The following is a 20092-nucleotide window of genomic DNA, read 5'->3' on the forward strand; positions in this document are numbered from 1 at the left end:
CGCTCGTCACGCCGCGCAGGCTACCGGGCCGGGGCGACCGGCCCGGTCGCGGCCCGGGGGGCGCCGGTGCCCCCGGCGGCCGCCGCGCCGGTGCCCCCGTCCCCCGGGGTGCCGCCCGGCGCGGTCCCGTCGGCGGGGCCGGCGAGGGTCGGGCGGCGCTCGAGGCCGGACAGGCCGTTCCACGCGAGGTTCACCAGGTGCGCCGCGACGTCGGCCTTGCGGGGCCGACGGGCGTCCAGCCACCACTGCCCGGTCAGCGCGACCATCCCGACGAGCATCTGGGCGTACATCGGCGCGGTCCGGGGGTCCAGGCCCTGCCGCTTGAACTGGTCGGCGAGCAGGTGCTCGACCTGGGTGGCGACGTCCCCGATCAGGCTGGAGAAGGTGCCCGTGGCCTGGGCGACGGGGGAGTCGCGCACGAGGATCCGGAACCCGTCCTCGTCGGCCTCGATGTAGCCCAGGAGGGCCAGCGCGGTGCGCTCGACGAGGACCTTGGGGTGCCCGCCCTCCTCCAGCGCCGCGGTGAGGGTGCCGGTGAGGGACTGGATCTCGCGGTCGACGACGACCGCGTACACCCCCTCCTTGCCGCCGAAGTGCTCGTAGACGACGGGTTTGGACACCTCGGCGCGGGCGGCGATCTCCTCCACGCTCGTGCCCTCGAAGCCCTTCTCCGCGAAGAGGGTGCGGGAGACCTCCAGCAGCTGCGCACGCCGCTGGGCCGCGGTCATGCGGGAGCGCGGCGGGCGCCGGGCGTCGGAGGTCACGGGCTCCATCATGCCGCCCGCCGCGCCCGGCCCCCGGGCGGGGGTCGAGCGGGCCCCGGACGCGGCGGGGGCGGGCGACGGCGGCGCGGCCCGGGCTGGCACACTGGCGGGCGGCCGCGGCACCCCCGCGCGCGGCGGCCGTCCGCCCTGGTGTAACGGCAGCACGCAGGCCTTTGGTGCCTTGCGGTCCGGGTTCGAATCCTGGGGGCGGAGCCCGGGCGGCCGGGGGAGGGCCCCGTCCCCGCCCGCCCCGTCCCGGGCCGCCCCGTCGGCCGGGCCGGCGCGGACGGCCGCCCCGCCGCGCGCCGGTAGAGTGCGGAGGAGTCCCCCTCGCGCGGCCCGGTCCCGGGCCGCGCCCCCCGCCCGGCCCCCGGGCGCGCTACCGCGAGGAGCAGCCCCCGGTGACCTCTCCCCGGCCCGCCGCCGTCGTCGTCCTCGCCGCCGGGGAGGGCACCCGGATGCGCTCGTCCGTCCCGAAGGTGCTCCACACGCTGGGCGGGCGCAGCATGCTCGGCCACGCGCTGGCCGCGGCCCGCGACCTGGACCCCGGGCGGGTGGTCGTCGTCGTGCGGCACGAGCGGGAGCGGGTGGCCGCCCACGCCCGCGAGCACGACCCCGAGGTGCTCCTCGCGGAGCAGGACGAGGTGCCCGGCACGGGACGCGCCGTCCAGGCCGCCCTGCGCACGCTCGACGCCACGGCCCAGGCCCGGGCCGCGGCCGCGGGTGGGCGGTCCGGGAGCGCGGCCGCGGACGCCCTCGAGGGGGCGGTCGTCGTCATGGCCGGCGACGTGCCGCTGCTCGACGCCGGCACCCTCGTCGAGCTGCTCGCCGCGCACGCCGCGGAGCAGAACGCCGTCACGGTGCTCACCACGGAGGTCGCCGACCCGACGGGCTACGGCCGCGTGCTGCGCGAGCCGGGGACGGGGGACGTGCTGGCCGTCGTGGAGGAGCGCGACGCCACGGACGCCCAGCGCGCCGTCACGGAGATCAACACCTCGGTCTACGTCTTCGACGCCGCGGTCCTGCGCGCCGGCCTGGGGCGGCTCGGCCGCGACAACGCGCAGGGCGAGCTCTACCTCACGGACGTCGTCGCCCTGGCGCGCGAGGACGGCGGCCGCGTGCGGGCGCTGCGCACGGACGACCCGGTGTCCGTGGAGGGCGTGAACGACCGCGTGCAGCTCGCCACGCTCGGCGCCGAGCTCAACCGGCGCACGCTCGAGGAGTGGATGCGTGCCGGGGTGACCGTCGTCGACCCGGCCACCACCTGGGTCGACGTCGACGTCGTGCTCGCCCCGGACGTGACGCTGCTGCCCGGCACGGAGCTGCACGGGACCACGACGGTCGGCGCCGGCGCGACCGTGGGCCCCGGCACGACGCTCACGGACGTCGTCGTGGGCGAGGGCGCCAGCGTCGTGCGGACCCACGGCGTGGGCGCCGAGGTCGGCCCGGGCGCCACCGTCGGCCCGTTCGCCTACCTGCGCCCCGGCACCCGCCTGGGCGAGGGCGGCAAGATCGGCACCTTCGTCGAGACGAAGAACGCGGACATCGGTCCCGGCGCCAAGGTCCCGCACCTGTCCTACGTCGGCGACGCGACGATCGGCGAGGGCACGAACATCGGCGCCGCGTCCGTCACCGTCAACTACGACGGGGTGCGCAAGCACCGCACGACGATCGGCGCGTACGCCCGGACGGGCTCGGACAACATGTTCGTCGCGCCCGTCACGGTCGGCGACGGCGCCTACACCGGCGCGGGCACGGTCGTGCGCACGGACGTGCCGCCCGGGGCGCTCGCCGTGAGCGCCGGCGCGCAGCGGACCATCGACGGGTGGGTGCTGCGCTCCCGCGCCGGGACGCCCTCGGCCGAGGCGGCCGCCCGAGCCCTCGAGGAGCGCGCCGCGCGCGAGGGCGTCGGGCTCTCCCCGCAGGCGCGCGCCGAGCGCGAGCGCGCCGCCGCCGCCGGGCCCGGGCCCGCCGTGCCGCCCGGCCCGTCACCCGCCCCGCCCGGACGGCCCGCGCCGCAGCCGGCGCCCGAGGAGGAGTCCCGATGACCCGCATCATCTCGAACGCGGGGGAGAAGCGGCTCGTCCTCGTCTCCGGCCGCGCCCACACGGAGCTCGCCGTGGAGGTGGCGCGCCACCTGGGCACGGACCTCGTGCCCACCACGGCCTACGACTTCGCGAACGGCGAGATCTACGCCCGCTTCGGTGAGTCCGTGCGCGGCTCGGACGCCTTCGTCCTGCAGTCGCACGCCGCGCCCATCAACCAGTGGATCATGGAGCAGCTGCTCATGGTCGACGCCCTCAAGAGGGCGTCGGCGAAGACCATCACGGTCGTCGCCCCCTTCTTCGGCTACGCGCGCCAGGACAAGAAGCACCGCGGCCGCGAGCCCATCTCGGCCCGCCTCATGAGCGACCTGTTCAAGACGGCCGGCGCCGACCGCCTCATGAGCGTCGACATGCACACGGCGCAGATCCAGGGCTTCTTCGACGGGCCCGTCGACCACCTGTGGGCGATGCCGATCCTCATCGACTACGTCCGCACCCGGGTCGACACCTCGCAGGTCACGGTGGTCTCGCCCGACGCGGGCCGGATCCGGGTGGCCGAGCAGTGGGCCGCGAAGCTCGGCGGCGGCCCCCTGGCCTTCGTGCACAAGAGCCGCGACATCCGCTCGCCCAACCGCAGCGTCTCCAACCGGGTCGTCGGCGACGTCGAGGGGCGCACCTGCATCCTCGTCGACGACCTCATCGACACGGCGGGCACGATCGCCGGTGCGGTGCGTGTCGTGCTCGAGGCGGGGGCGAAGGACGTCATCGTCGCGGCCACGCACGGCGTGCTGTCCGACCCCGCGGCGGACCGGCTCGCCCAGTGCGGCGCCCGCGAGGTCGTCATCACCGACACGCTGCCCATCAACGACGAGCAGACCTTCCCCCAGCTCACGGTGCTGTCCATCGCGCCCCTGCTCGCCCGCGCCGTCCGCGAGGTCTTCGACGACGGCTCCGTCACGTCCCTCTTCGACGGCCAGAGCTGAGCCCGCCGGGCCCGCGCCCGGGCCCCGGCGCACCGGCCTGCCCCGGCGCCGCCCCGACCCCGTCCTGCGCCCGGCGCCGGCCGGGGTTGGGCCACGCCCGGGGGGCGGGTAGGATCCTCGGGCTGCCTCGGCGAGGGACGCCGGACGGCCAGCGGTCGCAGGACCGCGAGGCCTCCTGCTCCGTGATCGACAGGGCCCACGTCTCCGCGTGCCCGTCCGGCGTCCCGCGTCGAGGCCTCACCACCCGAACGTCGCCCGTGCGTCCCCACCGGACGCGACGGGGTCACCGCCACCCGACCCGCACGCCGCGGGTCCGCACCCGTCGAGGAGCACCCGTGTCCGAGGTCAAGCTGGTCGCCACCACCCGCACCGAGTTCGGCAAGGGCGCCGCGCGCCGCCTGCGCCGCGCCGCCCAGATCCCGGCCGTCCTGTACGGGCACGGCACCGCCCCGCTGCACGTGGCGCTGCCGGGCCACGAGACGATGCTCGCGGTGAAGCACGCGAACGCGCTCTTCGAGATCGTCGTCGACGGCACCTCCACCCTCGCCCTGGCGAAGGACGTGCAGCGCGACGTCGTGCGCAACGTCATCGAGCACGTCGACCTCCTCATCGTCCGCCGCGGCGAGCGCCTCACGGTGACGATCCCCGTGTCGGTCGAGGGCGAGTCGGCCGGCGGGACGATCCACGTCCTCGACGCCCAGACGCTCGAGCTCGAGGTCGAGGCCACGCACGTGCCGGAGTCCGTCGTCGTGTCCATCGAGGGCCTCGAGGACGGCGCGACCGTCACCGCCGGTGAGCTCACGCTGCCCGAGGGCGCGTCGCTCGTCAGCGACCCGTCGACGATCGTCGTGAACGTCTCCACGCCGCGCGCCTCGGCCGACGACCTCGCCGCCGAGTCCGCCGCCGCCGACCTGGCCGCCTCGCAGTCCGCCGCCTCCGCGGCCGCCGACGAGGCCTGAGCCGCCGCGGCGGAGCACCGCACCGCGGCCGACGCCCGGCACCGGGACCCCCGAGGTCCGGGTGCCGGGCGTCGGTGCGTCCGGCCCCGGGCCGGGCCACCGCGCCGCGCCCCGCGCTCCCCGCGCTCCCGGTGCCCTCTGCGCTCCCCGCGCTCCCCGCGCTCCCCGCCCGCACCCCCGCCACGGCCGCCCGGCCGCAGCCCCCGAGAGGACGTCCCGATGGCAGAGACCGGTCCCTGGCTCGTCGTGGGGCTCGGCAACCCCGGGCCGCAGTACGCCGGCAACCGGCACAACGTGGGCCAGATGGTGCTCGACGAGCTGGCCCGCCGCGCCGGGGCGGCCTTCTCGGCCCCGGGCGGCGCGGGCGGGCGCCGGCCGCAGGCCGTCGTCGCCGACGTGCGCCTCGGGGTGCTGCTGGGCGGCGCACCCGGGCCCCGGGCCGTCCTGGCCAAGCCGACGACCTACATGAACGTCTCCGGCGGCCCCGTGGCCGCCCTCGCCCGCTACCACGACGTGCCGGCCGAGCGGGTCGTCCTCGTCCACGACGAGCTCGACATCCCCTTCGCCGACGTCCGCCTCAAGCGCGGCGGCGGGGAGGGCGGCCACAACGGGCTGCGGGACACGACGAAGGCGCTCGGCACGAAGGACTACGTGCGGGTGCGCGTCGGCATCGGCCGCCCGCCGGGGCGCCAGGACCCCGCCGACTTCGTGCTGCGCGACTTCGCGAAGGCGGAGGCGGCCGACCTCGGGTGGCTGGTCGACCGGGCCGCGGACGCCGTCGAGCGGGTCGTCCTCGACGGGCTGGAGGCCGCGCAGCAGACCTTCCACACCAAGGCGTGACCGTCCGCAGGAACACCCGGAACCGGCCGTTCACCCGCCTTCGGGACGCACTGCGCGCGGCGGGTGAATCTGGACACAACGAGCGCACGGGGAGGGACCGCCCGGCTAGGTTGGGGGCTCGCCTGCTGGAGGGAGCACAGCGTGACGCTGACCGCGGACGAGAACACCATCCGTCAGACCCGTGACCGTCGGGCCGCCACCCGCGAGCCCCGACGTTCCTGGGCGTCGTTGCAGCCGTACGAGCCGCGCGCGCCGCGGGTGCGCACGGACCAGTCGCCGACGTGGACCCGCATCAGCGAGTCCTACGTCCGCTCGACGGTCCTCGTCGACCTCGCCATCGTGTCCGTCGTGGGCCTCGCGCTCACCTACGGCTACGGCGCGGTCGCCGCGACGTGGTCCGTGGCCGCCGCCGCCGCGTTCGCCGCGGTCGTGGCGACGCTGCGCGGCTACAGCCGCCGCGCCCTCGGCTCCGGCTCGCGGGAGTTCCAGGCGCCGCTGCAGGCCGCGGCCGTGCTGGGCCTCGTCCTCGTGGTCTTCGAGTACGCGACGCACCACCAGCTGCCGCGCCGGCTCGTCTTCGTCGGCCTGCCGCTCGTCGTCCTGCTGACGTGGCTCGACCGGCACCGCCGGCGCACCCGCCTGCACCACGCCCGCCGCACGGGCGTCGGCATGCAGCGCGCGCTGGTCGTCGGCTCCGCGCTCGAGGTCTCCCGGCTCGTCCCGGACCTGCGCGAGTCCTCGCACGACGGGCTCGCCCCCGTCGGCGCCTGCCTGCCCAACGGCGCGGACCTCGACCTCGTCGGGGACGTGGACGTGCTCGGCAGCGTCTCCGACGTGGTCCAGGTCGTCGTCGACCAGGCCGTCGACGTCGTGCTCGTGACGAGCTCCATCCTCAGCGGCGGCGCCCTGCGCCGGCTGTCCTGGGCGCTCGGCCGGCTGCACGTGCAGCTCGTCGTCGTGCCCGACCTGGAGGACGTCTCCGGGCCCCGCCTGTCGCTGCGCCCCGTCGCCGGCATGCCGCTGCTCGAGGTGGAGGTCGGCGCCGAGCGCTCGCGCCTCGTCGCCAAGTCCGTCCTGGACCGCGTCCTCGGCGGCCTCATCCTGCTCGCGGCCTCGCCGGTGATCCTCGTCGCGGCCGTGCTCGTGGCCCGGACCTCGCCCGGCGGCGCCTTCTTCCGCCAACCCCGCGTCGGCATCGACGGCCAGCTCTTCACGATGTGGAAGCTGCGCACGATGTACGAGGACGCCGAGAAGCGCCGCCAGGAGCTGCTCGCCGCCTCCGACGGCCAGGGCCTGCTCTTCAAGATGCACGACGACCCCCGCGTCACGCCCGTGGGCAAGTTCCTGCGCCGCTACTCCATCGACGAGCTGCCCCAGCTCTGGAACGTGGTGCGGGGCGACATGTCGCTCGTCGGGCCCCGCCCGCCGCTCGTCGAGGAGGTCGCGGCCTACTCCGACCCCGTGACCCGTCGGCTCCACGTCCGCCCCGGCCTGACCGGCCTGTGGCAGGTCAGCGGCCGTTCGGACCTGTCGTGGGAGGCCTCCGTGGCGCTCGACCTGCGCTACGTCGACAACTGGAGCCTCGCCGGCGACCTGCTCATCCTCTGGAAGACGGCCCGCGCGGTCCTGCGGGGGTCTGGCGCGTACTGACGCGCACGAGGATGCTCCCTCCCGAGGACTTCTCAGGAGCGCGCCCGCACCACCGATGACCCAGGGCGAGCCCCGTCCGCTGCCACCGGGAAGGACCGAGCGTGAGCTCCCAGGAGACGCCCGAGACGCTGTCGATCGCCATGGTCGGCACGCGGGGGGTGCCGGCCCACTACGGCGGCTTCGAGACGGCGATCGAGGAGGTCGGGCGGCGCCTCGCGGCCCGCGGCCACGACGTGGTCGTGTACTGCCGCGAGGGCAACGACGAGTCGCAGCCCACCGAGCACCTCGGGATGCGGCTCGTCACGCTGCCCGCCGTGCGCAGCCGGACGCTGGAGACGCTGAGCCACACGGGCCTGTCCGTGGCCCACCTCGTCGCCCGCCGCACGGACGTGGCGTTCGTCTTCAACGCCGCCAACTCCCCGTTCCTGCCGGTGCTGCGCGCCCGGGGCATCCCCGTCGCGACGCACGTCGACGGGCTGGAGTGGCGCCGGGCGAAGTGGGGCCCCAACGGGCAGCGCTACTACCGCCTGGCCGAGGCCAACGCGGTGCGCTGGTCCGACGACCTCATCGCCGACGCCCGCGGCATCGCGGACTACTACACGGAGGAGTTCGGCGCCTCCACCACGCTCATCGCCTACGGGGCGCCGATCGCCAAGGACCTGCCGGCCGACAAGCTCGTGCCGCTGCGGGTCGAGCCGCGGGGCTACCACCTCGTCGTCGCGCGGTTCGAGCCGGAGAACCACGTGAAGGAGATCGTGACGGGGTACGTGCGCTCGGGCGCCCGGCTGCCGCTCGTCGTGGTGGGCTCCGCCCCCTACGCCGACGAGTACACCCGCGCGGTGCACGCCGCGGCCCTGGGCGACGAGCGCGTGCGCTTCCTCGGCGGGGTGTGGGACCAGGAGCAGCTCGACCAGCTGTACGCCCACGCCCTCACCTACCTGCACGGCCACTCCGTCGGCGGCACGAACCCCTCGCTGCTGCGCGCCATCGGCGCCGGCGCCCCCTCCATCGCCTTCGACGTGTCGTTCAACCGCGAGGTCCTCGGCGACGACGGGCGCTACTTCGCCGGCCCCGAGGACGTCGCCCCGCACGTGGAGGCGGCCGAGGCGGACGTCGACGCCGCCGCCCGCCGCGGGGCGGCCCTGCAGGACCGCGCTCGTGACTACGACTGGGACCTCGTCGCGGACGGGTACGAGGCGCTCGCGCGCCGGCTGCACCGCCGCGCGGTGCCCGGCCCCCAGCGCGGCCGTCGCCGCGCCCACGGCACGACCGCCGTGCCCTCCGCCACGAAGGAGACGGTGTGACCGTCACGACCCCCAGCTACCGCGAGGTCGTCCGCGAGCTCGCGGGCGCGCAGAAGGGTGCCGCACGCGGCGCCCCCGCGTACTCGCGGTTCGTCAACCGCAAGCTCGGGCGGCTGCTCGCCGCCTGGGCGTACCGCCAGGGGCTGACGCCGAACGCGGTGACCGGCCTGAGCGCGCTGTGCACCTTCGCGGGCATCGCGCTCATGGCGACGGTCGCCCCCTCCGCCTGGCTCGGGGTCGGCATCGCGGCGCTGCTCGTCCTCGGCTACGCGCTCGACTCCGCCGACGGCCAGGTGGCCCGCCTCACGGGCACGGGGTCGCCGGCGGGGGAGTGGCTCGACCACGTCGTGGACGCCACGAAGATCTCGACGATGCCGCTGGCGCTCGCGATCGGCCTCTACCGGTTCACCGACGTGCCGCACGCGCTGCTGCTCGTTCCGGCGCTGCACGCCGTCTCCGGCGCCGTGTACTTCTTCGCGATGATCCTCACGGAGCAGCTGCGCCGCGCCCACGGCGTGAAGAGCGTGGCGCCGACCGGCGGCCGCGCGCCCTGGCTGCGCTCCGTGCTCGTCATCCCCACCGACTACGGCGTCCTCTGCCTCGCCTTCCTGCTGCTAGGGGCCCTGCCCGTCTTCCTCACCGTCTACACGGCGATCGTGGCCGCGACGACGCTCTTCCTGCTCCTCGCGGCCGTGAAGTGGTTCCGCGAGATCCGCGCGCTGGGGCGCCCGGCCGTCTGAGCCCGCGCCCCGGCGTCCGGCAGGGCTCCGTCCCGCCGCCCGTGCGGGGCCGCGCGGCCCCGCACGGGCGGCGCACGTCCGACGGCGGGACGTCGCGCTCGTCACGTCCGAGAGGGACCGCACCTGGCCCGTCACCCGTTCGGGTAACGTCTCGCCCGCGGCGGCGGACGGTCCCCGCCGTCAGGGAGGTGGCGACGGTGGGTCAGCAGGACGCGGGGCGCACGGGACCGCGGCTGCGCGTGCTCCAGTCGTTCCACCGCCCGAAGGCGACGACGAACCCGTACGTGACGCAGCTCCTCGAGGGCCTGCGGACGGGGGCCGACGTCGAGACCTACGGCTCCCGGCAGGCCCTGCTCGGCCGGTACGACGTCCTGCACGTCCACTGGCCCGAGGTCGTGGTGACGCGCTCGCGCTGGTGGGCCCGCGTGGTGGCCGCCGCGGTGTTCTGGGGGGCGCTGCGCCGCACGGTGCTCACCGGCGCGGCCGTCGTGCGCACGGTCCACAACGTCACGCCGCACGAGCCCCCCGACCTCCTGACGCGGCTGGTCCTCGCCGAGTGCGACCGCCGCACGACGTGGTGGGTGCGCCTCAACGACGAGACGCCGACGCCGCCGGGGGCGCCCGTGACCACCGTGCTCCACGGGGACTACCGGGCCTGGTTCGCCGACGTGCCGCGTCGGTCACCGGTCCGGGGGCGCCTGGCGTACGTGGGCCTGGTGCGCCCCTACAAGGGCGTCGAGGACCTCGTCGACGTCGTCGCGGCCCTCCCGGACCCCGAGGTCTCCCTCACGGTCTCGGGGCGTCCCTCGACCGGCGAGGACCTGGCCGCCGAGCTGCGGCGCCGGGCGCACGACGACCCGCGCATCGCCCTGGACCTGCGCCACCTCGACGAGGCCGAGATCGTCGGCGCCGTGAGCGCGGCCGAGCTCGTCGTGCTGCCCTACCGGCGCATGCACAACAGCGGGGCGGCACTGCTCGCGCTCTCGCTCGACCGCCCCGTCCTCGTGCCGCGCAACGCCGTGACGGACGCGCTCGCCGCCGAGGTGGGGGAGCGGTGGGTCCAGCGGTACGACGGGGACCTGGACGCGGCCGCCGTGGAGAAGGCCCTGGCGGCGGTGCGCGCGGACGCCGGGGACGGCGGCCCAGACCTCACGCAGCGGGGCTGGGACGCGATTGCCGCTCAGCACCTCGACGTCTACCGGGCGGCGGTCGCCCGACGCCGCGGGGCCCGTCGGCGCTGACGCCGGCCCCGCCCCTCTCGTCCCGCTGTGTAACGCCTGTCACATTTCGTCCCCCCGGCGTGGCGCTCCCGTGCGCCGCCCCGGGGTGCGACCGCGCTGGTCATCGGCGGTGCCGCGGCCCGAGGCGCGGATGTTAGAACTCCATGCAGTGGGATGCATCACGAGAAGCGAAACTTCACCCGGTCCACACGTTGTGCCTAGGCTCCGTGATCGCTTCGTGACCTGGAAATGGCATCCCCCCGCCGGTGGTCCGAGGCCGCTCTGTCCCCTGCCTAAGGACCCCTCATGCCCTTTCGACGCCCCCTGTCGAACGTCCGGCGCCCGCTCGGCGCCCTCGGCCTCGCGACGGCCGTCCTCGCCGCCCTCGTCGTCGGCCCGGCCGCCTCGGCCGAGGCTGCGACCTCCACCGTGGACCTGCGCGTCCTGACGAAGAAGTGGGTCGGCGCCGGCTCCACGTACGTGCTCGACCTCAGCGGCAGCCTCCCCTCGTCGACCACGTCGGCGAAGCTCGTGGTGGCCGCCAGCGGCGCCGCCTCGCGCACCACGGTCGCGATGTGCGCCGGCTCCTCCGTGACGAGCGGCTGCGCCTCGTCGCCCATCGTCACGGCGCCGGCCGGCGGCGGCACCGTCTACGGCGAGCGGACGATCGACCTGTCCTCGGCCGGGCGCAAGGTCGCCTTCAAGCCGGCGTCCTCGGGCGTCAACCTCACGGTGCGCCTGGAGAGCTACACGGCCTCGACGACGAGCGCCCCGGCGCCCGCCCCGGCGCCCTCGACCGGGAGCACCACGTGGCCCGGCGACGCGAACACCGGCGTGCCCTCCGGCACCAGCCTGCGGGTGCACGAGGGCGACCTCAAGGTCACGACCGCCGGCACCGTCATCGACGGCCGGGAGATCCGCGGCACCGTGTGGGTGCAGGCGCCCGGCGTGGTCATCAAGAACTCGAAGATCACGGGCCGCTCCTACTCCTCGGACCTGGCGCTCGTCATGGTCCAGGGCTCCGGCAGCGTGACCATCCAGGACAGCGAGATGTACGGCCGCGTCCCGAGCCCCCACGTGCGCGGCGTCATCGGCCAGAACTTCAAGCTGCTGCGGGTCGACATGCACGACGTCATCGACCACATGGTCATCACGGGCAGCAACGTCACGGTCCAGGACTCCTGGCTCCGTGACAACCTGTACTACTCGAGCGACCCGAACTACGGCGGCACCCCGACCCACGACGACAACTTCCAGATCTCGGCGGGGTCGAACATCAACATCATCCACAACCGCCTGTCCGGGACGCACAACGCGTCGCTGATGATCACGCAGGACCGCGGCGACGTGTCCAACGTGAACTTCTCGAACAACCACGTGAGCGACGGCGGCTGCGCGGTCAACATCGCCCAGAAGGCCTACGGCCCGATCTCCGGGATGAAGATCCAGAACAACACCTTCACCCGGACCCAGATCCACGGGGGCTGCGCGATGATCATCGACAGCGGCACGATCCCCCTGCTCTCCCAGTACGGCAACCGCTGGAGCGACGGCACCGCGGTCAAGATCATCTCCCGCTGAACCTCCCCGGCCCCCGCGCCGGACCCGCTCGCCCGGAGGGCGGCGACCCCTCGGGTCGCCGCCCTCCGTCGTGCCCGGCCGTGTGGCGGACACCACGGGCGCATGCCAGGAACTCACCCCGCGCGGACCTGTCGGGCGCGCCCCGGTGCTCCTACGGTGGTCGGTGCGGCACCGACGGACGACCGGGGCGACGGGCCCCACCGCCGGTCCGTCCGGGCCCAGCACCGCCGCGGACAGGAGCACCGTGCACGAGCAGGCAGAGCAGGCGGCTCGCGCCGCGGTCCCGGTGGCCGGCCCCGGGACGGAGCCCGCGCCCCCGGTGCGCGCGGCCGGAAGCACTCGCTTCGAGTGGATGGACACGCTACGCGGTGGCGCCATCCTCCTCATGCTGCTGTGGCACGCCACCTCCCTGCCCCGGCTGGAGGGGATCCCGGTGCCGGAGGGCCTGGCCGCCGCGAACGACTTCTTCGCGCCCTTCCGGATGCCGACGCTGATGTTCCTGTCCGGGCTGCTGCTGCCGCGGTCGCTGGGCAAGCCGCTGGGCACCTACTACCGCGGCAAGGTCGCGCTGATCGTCTGGCCGTACCTGCTCTGGGCCGTCTTCTACTTCGTCCTGTCCGGCGACCTGTGGAAGGTCGCGGCCCCGAAGGCGTACATCGCGGCGACCTACCTCTGGTACCTCTTCTACATCGCGAGCTACTACCTGCTCGCCCCCGCGCTGCGCCGGCTGTCCCCGCTGCTCGTGGCCGGGGTCGCCCTGGCGGCGTCCTTCGTCGTCGACCAGCCGCTGCTGCACCGCATGACCTACTTCGCGGTCTTCTTCTTCACGGGGGCCTGGGTCGCCCAGCGGCTGCCCGACCCGACCGTGCTCCTGCGGGGTCGGGTGCGGCTCCTCCTCCTCGGCGTCCCGGCGCTCGCGCTCGGTGTCGCGGCGGCGCTCCTCACCCTGCGCTACGAGAGCATCACGGTGCCGCTGAGCTTCGCCGGCATCGCCGTGGCGATCGCGGCCGCCGCGGCCGTGCCGTCGCTCCGCAGCGCCCGCATCCGCTTCGTCGGCCGCAACTCCATCGTCTTCTACGCGGTGCACTACCCGGTGATGTGGGTGCTGGTGCAGGCGGGCGACCGCCTGGGCGCCCCGTGGTGGGTGCTGCTGCCCGTGCTCCTGGCCGCCGGCGTCGCCGCCGGGTGGGCGGTGGCCCGCGTGCGCGACCGGGTTCCCGTGCGCTGGCTCTTCGAGCTCCCGCTGCCGCGCCGGGCCCGGCGGGCGGACCGCCCTGCGGCGGTGCCCGCCTCCTGACGACGGCGACGGCCGACGTCGTCGCCGGCCCCTCCCGGCCCTCGCCGCGCTGACCCGACGACGGACCCCGCACCGACCCCGGTGCGGGGTCCGTCGTCGTCCGGCGTCCCGAGCCCGGTGTCCGCTCGAGGGGTGTGCCCCTCCGGGTCCGGCCGTCGGTCACCGGGCGCCGCAGCTGTGACCTCGAGAGGTCCCGGGGCTCCGCGATACCCGGGAGCGCGCTGCTCCGAACGGGTGGCGGGGATGTGACGCACGCCCGGACTTCACCCGAGATCTCACCCGGAAAGCGATTTCAGCGTCGGGCCTTCCGGACAGCGCCGGACAGGCCGGGCACCCCCGCGCGCCCGCCCGGAGGCCCCTCGCGCACTCGTTCGTGACCGGCGCTCAAGGTCCCGCGCGGGCCCTGCCGATGAAGGGGCATCGGCGAGAGCGGTGGCCCACCAGGCCCCTCCCGGCGCCCCCCCTCCTCGGGTGCAGCGCGTCGCCGGACACGGACTCCCTGCCCGACTGACCTGCGCCACCGGAGAGGACTGCTCTGATGCGGAACCTGAAGAAGCTCCTGGGACGGGGGACGGCCCCCCTCGCCGTCCTGGCCGTCACCGTCACGACCGGTGCCGCCTTCGGCGTGGCGCCGGCGCAGGCCGCGACCGCGCCGACGACCACCGTCACGCTGGACCAGCGCGTCCTCACCCAGAAGGTCGTCGCCGCCGGCAGCACTTACGTCCTCGACCTGACGGCGTCCCTCCCGACGGACGTCACGACCGCGACGATCGTCGTCGCCGGGTCGGGCGCCACGAAGGCGAGCGCCCTGGCGGCCTGCGCCGGGACCACGGTGACCAGCACCTGCGCGGCCACGCCCGTCCTCACGGCCCCGGCCGGCGGCGCGGTGGCCTACGGGGAGCAGACCCTCACGCTCACGGGCAAGAACCGCAAGATCGCCTTCCGGAGCGCGTCCTCCGCGGTCACGACGACGGTGCGCCTGGAGAGCTACACGAAGCCCACCGTCGTCCCGGTCGCGGACACCACCGCCCCTGCCGTCACCACCGCGACGACGACGCTGAACACCCGTGTCCTCACGGACCGGAGCGTCACGGCCGGCGGCTCGTTCGTCCTCGACCTCGCGCCCTACGTGCCGTCCGGTGCGACGGGCGTCAAGCTCGTCGCCGCCGCGTCCGCCCCGGGCACCACCTCGGTGGTCCTGTGCCCCGCGGGCACCGTCCCGACGGACACCACCAGCGCCACGCTCGCCGTGCCCGCCGGCTCCACCACGGTGTTCGGCAACGCGAAGCTGTCCCTCGCCGGCGCGGACCGGAAGGTCGTCATCCGCTCCACCTCGTCGACGGCCTCGGTGACCGTGCGGCTCGAGAGCTACACCGCGCCGGTGACGGCGCCGCCGACCGCCACCCCGACGCCGACGCCCACGCCCACGCCCACGCCCACCCCGACGCCGACGCCCACGCCGACCCCGACGCCCACGCCGACGCCCACGCCGACCCCGACGCCCACGACCAGCACGTCGCTGTTCCCGGACGCGACGAACACCGGCGTCCGCCCCGGCACGACGCTGCGGGTCCACGAGGGCGACCTCAAGATCACGACGCCCAACACGGTCGTCGACGGCCTGGAGATCCGCGGCACCGTCTGGGTTCAGGCGCCCGGCGTGGTCATCAAGAACTCGAAGATCGTCGGCCGCGTCTACACCTCGGACCTCGCGCTCATCATGGTCCAGGGCACGGGCAGCGTCCGCGTCCTGGACACGGAGATGTACGCGAAGAACCCGAGCCCGCACATCCGCGGCGTCATCGGCCAGAACTTCTCGCTCGAGCGGGTCAACATGCACCACGTGATCGACCAGATGGTCATCATCGGCGACAACGTCACCGTGAAGGACTCCTGGTTCCACGACAACCTGTACTACCTGCAGGACCCGAACTACAACATGACCCCGTCGCACGACGACAACTTCCAGATCTCCATCGGGAAGAACATCACCATCGTGCACAACACCCTCGAGGGCACGCACAACGCCTCGCTCATGGTCACCCAGGACCGCGGGCCGGTCGCGAACCTCACGTTCTCCCGGAACAAGATCAGCGGCGGCGCCTGCGCCGTGAACCTCGCGGAGAAGCGGTTCGGCCCCATGCAGGGCATCGAGATGAGCGACAACGTGTTCACCCGCACCCAGAAGTACGCCGGCTGCGCGGTCGTGGCCGATGCAGGGACGATCTCCGTCCTCAAGAACGTGAACAACCGGTGGTCGGACGGCAAGACCGTCTCGGTCACGCAGCGCGTCGGCAAGTGACGCGTGCGTAGACGACGGCGGGGCACCCGGGGGACCGGGTGCCCCGCCCTCGTCGTCCCCCGACCGCCGAGGCGAGCGCCCCTCGCGGGGCGTCGTGGGGTCAGGCCCTGGCCGCGGCCTCGACCGCGTCGGCCAGCTCGCCCGCGTAGCGGTCCACGCCGAACCGCGCGCGGGCGTCGGCGCGGCCGCGGGCCGCGAGCGCAGCGGCGGCGGCGGGGTCCTCCGCGAGACGCGCGACGGCGTCGGCGAGCGCGGCCGCGTCTCCGGGCGCGGCCAGCAGGCCCGTCACGCCGGGACGCACGATCTCCGCGAGGCCCTGCGTGTCGGACACGACGAGGGGGCGCCCGGCCAGGAGCGCCTCGACGGCCGTGTTGCCGAAGGGCTCGACCCGCGAGGGGACGAGGACCACGTCGGCGGCGGCGAGCTCCGGCCAGGTGTCCGCCACGTAGCCCAGGAGCTCGACGCGACCGGCGAGGTCCGGCCCTGCTGCGCGGCGCCGGAGCTCGTCCTCGAACCACTCGTACCCGGGGAAGACGGAGCCGCACAGCCGGATCCGCGCGTCGACCCCGCGGGCGACGAGCTGCGCGACGGCCTCGAGCGCGACGTCGGTGCCCTTGCGGGGCGACAGCCGGCCGACGAGGACAAGGTGCAGCGGGTCGCCGACCGCCCGGCTGCGCGACGGGACCGGCTCGGCGGGGCCGGGCACGCCGTTGTAGACCACGCGGGTGCGCGACGCCAGGGAGCCGAACACGAGGGCGAGCGCACGGCGAGCGGTCTCGCTGTTGGCGACGACCGCGTGGTCGAGCAGCAGCGGGGCGGTGAGCGCGGCGACGACCGGCCGGGGCGCGTCCTCCTCCGCCTCGTGCACGTGGCACAGCACCCGGGTCCCGGCGAGCCGCGCGGCGAGCGTCCACACGGGCAGCGTCAGGGTGTTGACGTAGACGAGGTCCGGCCGCAGCCCGCGCAGCCAGTGCGCGGCCCCGACGAGGGCCCGGACGTGGTCGAGCAGCGCCCCGGGCAGACGGCGGGGGTGCAGGAGCGACTTGCGCAGCACCGGGAAGCGCGCGAGCCGCACCTCGGCCCCGCGGGCGGCGGCGCGCGGGGCGAGGGGCCCGTCCTCCGGGAGCACGAGGACGACGTGCCGGCCGCGGTCGACGAGGGCGGAGATCGACTCCAGGAGCTGGAGGTCGGACCCGTACAGGTCGGGGGAGGGGTGGGCGACGACGACGGCGCCGCGTCGTCGGGTCCCGGGCAGGGGCGCGGGCCCGGGGGCCGGGGGGACCTGCTGCTCGGGCGGCACGCTCACCTCGGGGGGTCTCGACGGGACGCGCGCCGCCCCGGCGGTCGGCCGGAGCGTCGGGCGCGGCGCCGACGGTACCCTGCGCGGACACGCCCGCCGGGCAGGAGAGGGAGGGATGCCGCGTGACCACCCCCGCCGACGGGTCGACCGCCGGACCCGGACCGGAGGGCGCGGACCCCACCGTCGTGGTGGCGATGCTCACCTACCGCCGGCCGGAGGACCTGGCCGCAGCCGTGCCCGCGTTCCTCGCCGCCGTCGCGGGGGCCGCCGCGGACGTCCGGCTGCTCGTCGTCGACAACGACCCGGCCGGCAGCGGGCGCGACGTCGTGGCGGCGGTCGGCGACGAGCGGGTGCGGTACGTCGTGGAGCCCACGCCGGGGATCGCCGCCGGCCGCAACCGCGCCCTGCGCGAGGCCGAGGGCGCGGACCTCCTGGTCTTCGTCGACGACGACGAGCGCCCGGAGCCCGGCTGGTTCGACGCCCTGCTGGGGACGTGGCGGCAGACCCGGCCGACGTGCGTGGTCGGCGCGGTGGTGTCCGCGTACGCCCAGGAGCCGACCGGGTGGCTGGCGGCGGGCCGGTTCTTCGACCGCCGCCGCCTGCCGACGGGGACCGCCGTCGACGTGGCCGCCACGAACAACCTGCTCATCGACCTCCGGCAGCTCGCCGGGCACGGCGTCACGTTCGACGAGCGCTTCGGCCTCAGCGGCGGGTCGGACACGCTCTTCACGCGCACGCTCGCCCGCCGGGGCGCGCGGCTCGTGTGGTGCGACGAGGCCGTCGTCGTCGACATGGTGCCGGACGACCGGCTCACCCGGGACTGGGTGCTCCGGCGCGCCCGCCGCAGCGGCAACTCGGCCGCACGCGTCGAGGTCGTGCTCGCGGTGGACGGCGCGCAGCGGGCGCAGGCCCGGGCGCGCTACCTCGTCCGCGGCACCGTGCGCATGGCGGCCGGCGGCGCACGGATGGCCGTCGGCGCCCTCACGCGCTCCGAGGTGCACCACGCGAAGGGCGCCCGCAGCCTGCACCGGGGCCTCGGCATGGCGTCCGGTGCGCTGGGCAGCGTCGTCGTGGAGTACGCCCGGCCCTGACGGTCGTCAGCGCCGGTGCGCGCGCTCCACCTTGCGCCGCCGCAGGAACGTGTCCTTCACGGTGTCGCGGATCTCCCGAGGCCGTCGTACGGCGAAGCCGAGGAGCCCGAACCCGCGGTAGCGGGGCACCGGGGTGCCCGCGAGCCGGGCGCCGAGCAGCCGGCCGAGCAGCGTCGCACGCCGCTTGCGCTGCAGCGGCTGCACCGCCATGACCTCGTCGGGCGTGATGGGCCGGACCGTGAGGACCCCCGCGGCGACAGCCCGCTCGACGACGTCGGCGCCCCGACGCGTGCGGACGACGAGGGCGCTGTACCCGTCGGTCTCCTCGAAGACCGGGTACCCCCGCTCGTCGCTGCGCCAGAAGTCGCCCGCCGTGATGTCACTGCTCTCGCCGATGCCGTCGGGGCAGATCTTGCAGCGCCACTGCAGCTGCTTGCCCAGGGTGCTGCCCCACGACTCCTCGTACGACGCCGACACCTCGCGGCCCTGCAGGGTGCGGGCGGTGAACCGGCCCGGCCACCCGCGGCCGCGGTACCAGAGGTCGTCGAGGGCCTCGTCGCCGGCCACGCCCAGGCCGTCGAGGAGCTGGGTCGTGGCGTGCTGGGACGGCGTGCCGGCGCAGAAGAAGGACAGGAGCAGCGGCCCCGGCCGTCCCTCGTCGAGCTCGAGCGCGCGCAGGGCGGTCGCCTCGCACGGCTTGCCCACCACGGCCGCGCCGGGGCCGACGTCGCCGCGCGATCCCACGGCGACGGGCGCGTAGCGCGAGCCCGCCGCCCGCAGGGCCTCGTCCCGGCTCGTGATGCGCACCGGGACGGTCCGGCGCGGCTCGTCGGCCCCCGCCCGGGCGCCCACGACGTGGCTGGCCTCACCGGTCGAGACGAGCCACGAGCTCAGGGCCGTGAGCACGCCGCCGCTGCTGCCCTGGCGTCGCAGCTCCGGGTCCGCCGCGGCGGCCTCGTACACGGCCACCACGGGTCCGAGCTGCGGGTGCCGCTGCGACCCCTCCGGCCGCTGGGCGTCGACGTGGACCGCCGGGCACACACGGGCGAACCGCTCGCCGGCGCCGGGCACCGGGGTCGTCCCGGCCGTCCGGTGCGGCCGCAGGTAGCCGTCGTCGGTCAGGCCCATCTCCAGGCCCGGGTCGAGGAGCGTGCACACGCCGCAGCCGGTGCACGACTCGGCTCGCCGCACCTCGGCGAGGAGGGTGTCGAGGTCGCGGCTCACGCCGCCGTCCGGTGGGTCACGCGCACGTCTGCTCCTCGGGGCCGGCGACCGGGCACGACGGCCACCCGGTCACGAGGGGCGCCGTCGGTGGGCCGCCAGTCTAGGGCGGTTCCCCCGTCCGGGTGAGGCGCTCGGGGCGCACATCACCCGGCGGCCGATGTCGTGCTGGTCACGGACCGCTCTAGGGTGGGCAGCCGCGCCCGTCCCGGGCGACGCCGACCGTGGAAAGGAGCGACGCCGTGCACCGGCTCGTGGAGGTCCTGCGTCGCCGCCCGGCGGCGGTCGTCGCGGCCGTCGTCGCGCTGGTGGTCGTCGTCGTCCTCGTGGCCGTCGCGCTGAGCCGCCCGGACACGGGAGGCGCGGCCGGTCCCGCCCCGACCGCGACCTCGTCGACCGGCGACGCAACCGCTCCCGCCTCGCCGTCGTCGGACCCGTCCACGACCGCCGGCGCCTCCCCGTCCGTCGACCCCTCGGCCGCTGCCGAGCCGTCGGAGCCGGCGACGGACGGTTCGACCGCCACCTCCGAGCCGGGAGAGGCGACGACGAGCCGCGGCGACGTCCCGCTCCCGCCCCTCGGCGCCACCGCCCCCCAGCAGGGCGAGGCGGGCACCGGTGGGCTCAGCGTCTCGGGCACGACCGTCGAGGTGCTCTCGGTCGAGGCCGTCACGGCCGCGGGCACGGGCCCGGGCGAGTTCACCGGCCCCGGCATGGCGGTCCGGGTCCGGGTCGCCGCGGGCTCCGCGCCGGCCGACCTGTCCGGGCTGTCCGTGACGGCGTACTCCGGCGAGGAGG

Annotated in this window: 15 protein-coding genes, 1 tRNA gene and 1 pseudogene; 14 read left to right on the forward strand and 3 right to left on the reverse strand. The window is 75.7% G+C overall.

Annotated elements, in window-relative coordinates:
* Positions 1-20: 20 nt before the first annotated feature.
* Entirely contained in the window at positions 21-728 is a 708-nt protein-coding gene (locus EJA20_RS14560) for a TetR/AcrR family transcriptional regulator (RefSeq protein ID WP_240675529.1), read from the reverse strand.
* Positions 729-905: 177 nt separating this feature from the next.
* Between EJA20_RS14560 and EJA20_RS14565 the strand changes: the two genes are divergently transcribed.
* The 12 genes from EJA20_RS14565 (at position 906) to EJA20_RS19150 (ending at position 15685) form a co-directional block, all read left to right on the forward strand.
* Positions 906-977, forward strand: a tRNA-Gln gene (locus EJA20_RS14565).
* Between the two features lie 188 nt (positions 978-1165).
* The gene (glmU, locus tag EJA20_RS14570; protein ID WP_129339228.1) at positions 1166-2812 is read left to right on the forward strand and encodes a bifunctional UDP-N-acetylglucosamine diphosphorylase/glucosamine-1-phosphate N-acetyltransferase GlmU; all 1647 of its coding nucleotides are present in this window, start codon (positions 1166-1168) and stop codon (positions 2810-2812) included.
* Positions 2809-3792: a ribose-phosphate diphosphokinase gene (locus EJA20_RS14575; protein ID WP_129339229.1), complete on the forward strand. Its 984-nt coding sequence runs from the start codon at positions 2809-2811 to the stop codon at positions 3790-3792. The genes glmU and EJA20_RS14575 overlap by 4 nt, the downstream gene beginning before the upstream one ends.
* Positions 3793-4127: 335 nt before the next feature.
* The gene (locus EJA20_RS14580; RefSeq protein ID WP_129339230.1) at positions 4128-4751 is read left to right on the forward strand and encodes a 50S ribosomal protein L25/general stress protein Ctc; all 624 of its coding nucleotides are present in this window, start codon (positions 4128-4130) and stop codon (positions 4749-4751) included.
* A 219-nt stretch (positions 4752-4970) separates the two neighbouring features.
* Positions 4971-5591, forward strand: a complete 621-nt coding sequence (gene pth, locus EJA20_RS14585; RefSeq protein WP_129339231.1) for an aminoacyl-tRNA hydrolase — start codon at positions 4971-4973, stop codon at positions 5589-5591.
* Positions 5592-5732: 141 nt separating this feature from the next.
* Positions 5733-7241 carry a sugar transferase gene (locus EJA20_RS14590; protein ID WP_129339232.1) on the forward strand — a complete coding sequence of 503 codons (1509 nt, stop codon included), beginning with the start codon at positions 5733-5735 and terminating at the stop codon, positions 7239-7241.
* Positions 7242-7381: 140 nt separating this feature from the next.
* Complete coding sequence (locus EJA20_RS14595) at positions 7382-8545, forward strand: DUF1972 domain-containing protein (RefSeq protein ID WP_129339237.1); 1164 nt, start codon at positions 7382-7384, stop codon at positions 8543-8545.
* Positions 8542-9285: a CDP-alcohol phosphatidyltransferase family protein gene (locus EJA20_RS14600; RefSeq protein WP_129339233.1), complete on the forward strand. Its 744-nt coding sequence runs from the start codon at positions 8542-8544 to the stop codon at positions 9283-9285. The genes EJA20_RS14595 and EJA20_RS14600 overlap by 4 nt, the downstream gene beginning before the upstream one ends.
* 197 nt (positions 9286-9482) lie before the next feature.
* Positions 9483-10526 (forward strand): glycosyltransferase family protein, encoded by a 1044-nt coding sequence (locus EJA20_RS14605; RefSeq protein WP_129339234.1) that lies wholly within the window; start codon positions 9483-9485, stop codon positions 10524-10526.
* 285 nt (positions 10527-10811) lie between these two features.
* The gene (locus EJA20_RS14610) at positions 10812-12086 is read left to right on the forward strand and encodes a right-handed parallel beta-helix repeat-containing protein (protein WP_129339235.1); all 1275 of its coding nucleotides are present in this window, start codon (positions 10812-10814) and stop codon (positions 12084-12086) included.
* Between the two features lie 352 nt (positions 12087-12438).
* Positions 12439-13383 carry an acyltransferase family protein gene (locus EJA20_RS14615; protein WP_129339236.1) on the forward strand — a complete coding sequence of 315 codons (945 nt, stop codon included), beginning with the start codon at positions 12439-12441 and terminating at the stop codon, positions 13381-13383.
* Positions 13384-13921: 538 nt separating this feature from the next.
* Entirely contained in the window at positions 13922-15685 is a 1764-nt protein-coding gene (locus tag EJA20_RS19150; protein WP_205687516.1) for a right-handed parallel beta-helix repeat-containing protein, read from the forward strand.
* 100 nt (positions 15686-15785) lie between these two features.
* On the opposite strand, the gene EJA20_RS14625 is transcribed toward EJA20_RS19150, so the two are convergent.
* Positions 15786-16991, reverse strand: a complete 1206-nt coding sequence (locus EJA20_RS14625) for a glycosyltransferase (RefSeq protein ID WP_240675527.1) — start codon at positions 16989-16991, stop codon at positions 15786-15788.
* Positions 16992-17107: 116 nt separating this feature from the next.
* Between EJA20_RS14625 and EJA20_RS14630 the strand changes: the two genes are divergently transcribed.
* The gene (locus EJA20_RS14630) at positions 17108-18076 is read left to right on the forward strand and encodes a glycosyltransferase family 2 protein (RefSeq protein ID WP_240675528.1); all 969 of its coding nucleotides are present in this window, start codon (positions 17108-17110) and stop codon (positions 18074-18076) included.
* Between the two features lie 6 nt (positions 18077-18082).
* On the opposite strand, the gene EJA20_RS14635 is transcribed toward EJA20_RS14630, so the two are convergent.
* Positions 18083-19300, reverse strand: coding sequence for a Coenzyme F420 hydrogenase/dehydrogenase, beta subunit C-terminal domain (locus EJA20_RS14635; RefSeq protein ID WP_205687517.1), 1218 nt, complete (start codon positions 19298-19300; stop codon positions 18083-18085).
* Positions 19301-19539: 239 nt separating this feature from the next.
* Here EJA20_RS14635 and EJA20_RS18775 point away from each other — a divergent pair.
* Positions 19540-20092, forward strand: a pseudogene (locus tag EJA20_RS18775) (hypothetical protein); the annotation flags it as partial.

Source organism: Cellulomonas endophytica (assembly GCF_004123805.1).
GTDB classification, from domain to species: Bacteria; Actinomycetota; Actinomycetes; order Actinomycetales; family Cellulomonadaceae; genus Cellulomonas; species Cellulomonas endophytica.